Source organism: Micromonospora sp. NPDC003776, from assembly GCF_053605645.1.
In genome coordinates this window covers 1-5,500 of the sequence record NZ_JBSGJR010000487.1, presented here as the reverse complement: position 1 = coordinate 5,500, position 5,500 = coordinate 1, and the positions used below count along the sequence as shown (strand labels likewise).

7 protein-coding genes and 1 pseudogene are annotated in these 5,500 nt (G+C 75.2%); 4 read left to right on the top strand and 4 right to left on the bottom strand.

Features of this window, described 5'->3' with window-relative positions; translation table 11 throughout:
* Positions 1 to 13: 13 nt before the first annotated feature.
* On the bottom strand, positions 14 to 496 hold the full coding sequence (locus ACWEVO_RS28945) for an SDR family NAD(P)-dependent oxidoreductase (RefSeq protein WP_452310646.1): 483 nt from the start codon (positions 494 to 496) through the stop codon (positions 14 to 16).
* A 76-nt stretch (positions 497 to 572) separates the two neighbouring features.
* On the opposite strand from ACWEVO_RS28945, the gene ACWEVO_RS28940 reads away from it, so the two are divergent.
* The gene (locus ACWEVO_RS28940; RefSeq protein ID WP_452310645.1) at positions 573 to 1,991 is read left to right on the top strand and encodes an RtcB family protein; all 1,419 of its coding nucleotides are present in this window, start codon (positions 573 to 575) and stop codon (positions 1,989 to 1,991) included.
* A 7-nt stretch (positions 1,992 to 1,998) separates the two neighbouring features.
* Here the strand turns inward: ACWEVO_RS28940 and ACWEVO_RS28935 are convergent, their stop codons facing one another.
* Entirely contained in the window at positions 1,999 to 2,427 is a 429-nt protein-coding gene (locus tag ACWEVO_RS28935; RefSeq protein WP_452310644.1) for an archease, read from the bottom strand.
* A gap of 69 nt (positions 2,428 to 2,496) precedes the next feature.
* Here ACWEVO_RS28935 and ACWEVO_RS28930 point away from each other — a divergent pair, with 69 nt between their 5' ends.
* Together ACWEVO_RS28930 and ACWEVO_RS28925 are read left to right on the top strand one after the other, a co-directional pair.
* On the top strand, positions 2,497 to 2,886 hold the full coding sequence (locus ACWEVO_RS28930; protein WP_452310643.1) for a hypothetical protein: 390 nt from the start codon (positions 2,497 to 2,499) through the stop codon (positions 2,884 to 2,886).
* 40 nt (positions 2,887 to 2,926) lie between these two features.
* On the top strand, positions 2,927 to 3,529 hold the full coding sequence (locus tag ACWEVO_RS28925; RefSeq protein ID WP_452310642.1) for an MBL fold metallo-hydrolase: 603 nt from the start codon (positions 2,927 to 2,929) through the stop codon (positions 3,527 to 3,529).
* A gap of 4 nt (positions 3,530 to 3,533) precedes the next feature.
* Here the strand turns inward: ACWEVO_RS28925 and ACWEVO_RS28920 are convergent, their stop codons facing one another.
* Positions 3,534 to 4,232 (bottom strand): B3/B4 domain-containing protein, encoded by a 699-nt coding sequence (locus ACWEVO_RS28920; protein WP_452310641.1) that lies wholly within the window; start codon positions 4,230 to 4,232, stop codon positions 3,534 to 3,536.
* A gap of 62 nt (positions 4,233 to 4,294) precedes the next feature.
* Positions 4,295 to 4,906 (bottom strand): LysE family translocator, encoded by a 612-nt coding sequence (locus ACWEVO_RS28915; RefSeq protein ID WP_452310640.1) that lies wholly within the window; start codon positions 4,904 to 4,906, stop codon positions 4,295 to 4,297.
* A gap of 29 nt (positions 4,907 to 4,935) precedes the next feature.
* Here ACWEVO_RS28915 and ACWEVO_RS28910 point away from each other — a divergent pair.
* Positions 4,936 to 5,160: pseudogene (locus tag ACWEVO_RS28910) on the top strand (GntR family transcriptional regulator); the annotation flags it as partial.
* Positions 5,161 to 5,500 lie beyond the last annotated feature (340 nt).

Genomic DNA, 5,500 nt, shown 5'->3' with positions numbered 1-5,500 from the left:
CACGGTGGGGCGTTCAGTCGGCCGCCCCCCCGCGCGGGGGGGTGTTGGGGTCGCGGCTGTGCTCCGTGGAGAGGCGCCGCCCCGGGCCCCCCGCCCGCATCCGCCGGGCGGCCCGCTGGGAGCAGAGGAACGCGCCGTCCAGGTCGACGGAGAGCACCTCCCGCCACTGCTCCCAGGACACGTCCACGAACGGCGTGGCCAGGCCGGTCCCGGCGTTGTTGACCAGCACCCCGAGGCCGCCGAGCCGGTCGGCCAGCTCGTCGATCACCCCGGCCGCCTCCGGCAGCCGGGTCAGGTCCATCTCCGCCACCTCGCAGCGGCGGCCGGTGCCGCGTACCTCGGCGGCGGTGCGCTCGGCGCCCGCCGGGTCGCCGTACCAGGTGAAGCCGATGTCGAAACCGGCCTCGGCGAGCGCCACCACGCACGCCTTGCCGATGCCGGAATCGGCGCCGGTGACGATCGCGATCCGGTCGTAGTCCTCGTATCTCTGGGGCATGCTGGCGCACTACCCGGATCGGTCGAGTTGAACCAGAGCGGGTGTAACCGCGCCGGGCCGGGGTAGCCGGGCCGACATGGACCTGGTCGAGGAGTCGCCGTACCGGTTCCGCATCGAGCGGCACGACCCGATGCGCGTGCCCGGCGTGGTCTTCGCCTCCCGGCCGCTGCTGCCGGACGCCGACGCCGACCGCTCCCTCGACCAGGTGGCGAACGTGGCCACCCTGCCCGGCATCGTGGACGCCTCGTACGCCATGCCGGACGTGCACTGGGGCTACGGCTTCCCGATCGGCGGGGTGGCCGCCACGGACGTCGAGCACGGGGGAGTGGTCTCGCCCGGCGGGGTCGGCTTCGACATCTCCTGCGGGGTCCGCCTGCTCGCCGCCGACCTGGACCGGGACCGGCTGCGCCCCCGGCTGGAGGCGGTGATGGACGGCCTCGGCGAGGCCACCCCACGCGGCATGGGCAAGGGCGCGGTGTGGCACCTCACCGACCGCGCCGAACTCGACGCGGTGCTGCGCGGCGGCTCCCGCTACGCCGTCGAGCGCGGCTACGGCGTGCAGCGGGACCTGGACCGCTGCGAGGACTACGGCGCGGTGGACGACGCGAACCCGGCGCAGGTGAGCGATCGGGCGGTGGAGCGCGGCGCCCGCCAGGTCGGCAGCCTCGGCTCCGGCAACCACTTCCTGGAGGTGCAGGCCGTCGAGGAGGTCTACGACGAGACGGTCGCCGCCGCGTTCGGGCTGCGGGCCGGCCAGGTCTGCGTGATGATCCACTGCGGCTCCCGTGGCCTGGGCCACCAGATCTGCACCGACTACGTGCACGAGATGGAGAAGGTGATGCCCGGCTACGGGATCCAGGTGCCCGACCGGCAGCTCGCCTGCACACCCGTGGCGTCCCACGAGGGGCGCGCCTACCTGGGGGCGATGGCCGCCGCCGCCAACTACGCCCGGGCCAACCGCCAGCTGCTCGCCCACGCCGCCCGCCGGGTGTTCCACCGGGTCACCGGCTGCGACCTCGACCTGGTGTACGACATCTCGCACAACCTCGCCAAGATCGAGACACATGACGTGGACGGGGCGTCGCGGCGGCTGTGCGTGCACCGCAAGGGCGCCACCCGGGCCCTGCCCCCCGGGCACCCGGACCTGCCGGCGGACCTGCGCCCGGCCGGGCAGCCGGTGCTCATCCCCGGCTCGATGGGCACCGGCTCGTACGTGCTCACCGGCGTGTCCGGCGCGCCGGCCTGGGCCTCCACCTGCCACGGCGCCGGGCGGGTGCAGAGCCGCAAGCAGGCCACCAAGGCGGTACGCGGGCACGACCCCCGCCGTGAGCTGGAGGCGCAGGACATCGCGGTGCGCGGCGCGTCCCGCCGTGGGCTGGCCGAGGAGATGCCGGCCGCGTACAAGGACATCACCGCGGTGGTGGCGGCGGCCGAAGGGGCGGGCCTGTGCCGGCGGGTGGCCCGGCTGGTGCCGCTCGGCGTGGTGAAGGGCTGAGCGGGCCTCACACGTCCAGGGTCACCGCACCGGACCAGCCGGCGCCGTCCGGGCCGAAGCGCAGCTCGTGCAGCGACACCGCCTTGGGGACCGCGCCGATCGCCTCCACCGCGTCGGTGCCGACCACCCGCCAGCGCACCAGCAGGCCGCCGTCCTCGGCCGGCCGCACGTCGGTCGCCAGCGGCACCTCGCCCTCGGTGTCCAGCCGGAAGATCACCTCGTCGAGGACCGCGACCAGCAGGTCGGGGTCGTCGCCGGGCGGCACCCGGTACGCGGTCTCCGCCCCGGGTTCGACGCCGGTGGTGTCCACGAAGGTGTCCACCAGCGCGGTCACCGCCTCGGCCAGGCAGCCCTCCCGGTCCGGCGCCCACGCCTCGATCCGGACGTCGGCGGTGTGCGGGACGTTCCGGTGCCCCCGGGGCGGTCGTCGCTCCATGCCACGATCATGCCGCCCACGGTGGGACGCGCCGCGGGTTTTGTCGCAGCGGGTCGATACGCTGCCGACATGATCGCCGATGATTCCGACGCCGTCACCGTCACCTTCCTGAGCATGATGCGCGCGGTGCTGCGCGCCGAGCGGGTCGGCGAGGACAGCCTCGGCCGCACGGTCGAGCTGGCCCGGCAGTGGTGGGGCACCAGCGACGCGCAGCTCGCCTCGGCGCTGCGCGAGCTGCACGGCGAGCCGGTCGACGTCGACGACCCCCGGCAGGTCGCCGACGAGGCGACCGCGCTCGGCGTGGAGAGCGGCCTGGTCACCCCGCCGAATCCGCGGGGCGCGGCGATCGCCCGGTTCGCCGCCAACGCCCGGCGACTGCGCACCGGCGAGATCAGCCCGGCCGAGTTCGACGAGATCATGGAGAGGGGCGACGAGGAGCCCCGGCGGGGCGACCGCTGAGGGGCGGCGTGGCCGCCGCCGGGGGGCTAGGTTCGGCCGGGTGAAGATCACCAAGTGGACCCACGCCTGCGTCCGCCTCGAACACGAGGGCCGCGTCCTGGTCATCGACCCCGGCACCTGGAGTGAACCGAGGGCCCTGGTCGGGGCCGACGCGGTGCTGGTCACCCACGAGCACACCGACCACGTCGACGTGCTGCGGCTGGCCGGTCTCGGCGTGCCGGTCTTCGCGCCGGACACCGCCCGGCTGCCCGACCTGGCGCCGCTGCCGGTGACCCGGGTGGCGGCCGGCGACCGGTTCACCGCCGCCGGGTTCGCCGTCACCGCGTGCGGCGGCCGGCACGCGTTCATCCACGACGGGCAGCCGGACTGCGCCAACCTCGGTTATCTCGTCGACGACGCGGTCTACCACCCGGGGGATTCGCTGGCGCTGCCCGGCGCGCCGGTGGAGACCCTGCTGGTGCCGGCTCAGGGGTCATGGTTGAAGCTGACCGAGGCGATCACCTTCGCCACCACGGTCGGCGCGCAGCGGGTCTACCCGATCCACGACGCCCAGCTCAACGACCGGGGCCTGGACAGCGTGAACGGCTGGTTCGGCGAGACCGTCCCAGGCTACGGGTATCTCGCTCCCGGCGAGACGGCCTGACCGGTCAGCCGGCCCGGGCCGCCGTCACCGCGAACCGCGGGGCGTCGGCGGTGAGCACCGCCGCCCGGGCCGGCGTCACCAGCACCTCGCTCAGCTCCGCGAGCATCCGGCGCACCGTCTCCGCCCCGCCGTCATGCATCGCCTCGATCACCACCAGCACCTCGCCGGTGCCCTCGCGGACGGCCGACCAGCCGCTCTGCCGGTGGGTCCAGCGCCGGGAATGGGCCCGGCCGGCCGCGTCCGCGAAGATCACCTCGTCCGGCTCCGGGCGCTCCTCCTCCCCGCCGAGGGTCAGGTACGTCTCCGCGCCGGTGGCCGGGCGTACGGTCAGGTCGCCGCCGATCCGGTCGAGGTCCAGGACGGCCACCGGGACGGCGTACCCGATGGAGAGCGCGTTGCCCACGTCCACCAGCGGGTGCAGCCGGGGCAGCGCGCCCTCGCGGCGCAACCGGCGCAGCAGCGACTCGGCGGCGCACCGGTAGCGGGTTGGGGCCAGCCCCATCCGCGCGAACGCCCGCCGCCACGCCTGGATCTCCGGGTAGCCGCCCTCCGGCCCGGCGGCGAACCGGGCCCGGGCCGCGTCAGCGTGCCGGGCGAGGAACCGTCCGACATCGACGGTGGAATCCAGCCCGGTGGCGTGCAGGACCCCGCAGCTCAGCTCGGGAAAGGTCGACCAGATCTCTGGCGAGTGCTGGAATCGCATGGACGCTCCTTGTCGGGCGGTCAGGGCGGGGCGGAGTTGCCGGGCGGCCGGGCGGTGTCGAGTCACCGGGCGGTCAGGGCCAGGCCGAGGCCGAGGGCGAGGAAGCTGCCGGCGAAGCCGTGCCGCAGCAGCGCGGTCAGCCGGGGCCGGGACAGCACCCGGCGGCGCAGGCCCCCGGCCAGCACGGCGAACCCGGCGAAGGCGGCCAGCGTCGCGAGCATGAACACCAGGCCGTGCAGCAGCATCCGACCGGTGGCGGCCGGCGCATCCGGAGGCACGAACTGCGGCAGGAACGCCACGAAGAACACGGTCACCTTCGGGTTGAGCAGGTTCACCAGCACGCCGTCGCGGACCACCCGTGCGGTCGGTCGGGGTGGGCGGCCGTCGTCGACCGCCAGCGCCGTCCGGTCGCGCAGCGCGGACCAGGCCATCCAGAGCAGGTACGCCACCCCCAGCCAGGTCACCACCCGGAACGCGAGGGTGCCGGCGTGCAGCAGGGCCGCGAGGCCGGTCACCGCGGCGGCCACGTGCGGTACGAGGCTGGCCGTGCAGCCCACGGCGGCCGCGAGTCCGGCGCGCCGGCCGGACGTGAGGGCGGTGGAGAGCGTGTACACCACGCCGGTGCCCGGGGTGAGCACCACGACCAGCGTGGTCAGCAGAAAGGCGATCGTCATGCCGTCCAGCCTGCGGCCATAATGGTCCGATGGACAGGGCCAAACGCTCGGCAGTCGAGGAGTCCATAACGGCCGGCGCCGATTTCCTCCAGCTGGATGTCGGGGACGCCCCGCCCGGCGGGCGCGCCGACTGGCTGGCGGGACGGTTGCGGGCCGCCATGGCGGACGGCCGGGTGCCGGTGGGCACCCGCCTGCCGGCCAGCCGGGTCCTCGCCGCCGAGCTGGGCGTCTCCCGGGGTGTGGTGACCGAGGCGTACCAGCGGCTGACCGAGGACGGGCACGTCGTCGGCCGGGGCCGGGCCGGCACCGTCGTGGTGGCCACCCCGGCCGCCGTGGTCACCCGCACGCCGGCGCCGGCCACCCCGGTCGAGGTGTTCGCCGCCCGCCCGGACGCCGACGTCTTCGACGCGCTCCGCACCGCCCCGGCGGAGCTGGACCTGACGCCCGGCGTACCGGATCTCGCCGCCTTTCCCCGGGCGGCCTGGCTGCGGGCCGAACGTCGAGTCCCGGATGCTCGGCGGCGGCTCGATCGCCTTGATCTCCACCCGGGTCACCTTGATGCCCCACCGGCCGGTGGTCTCGTCCAGCACGCCG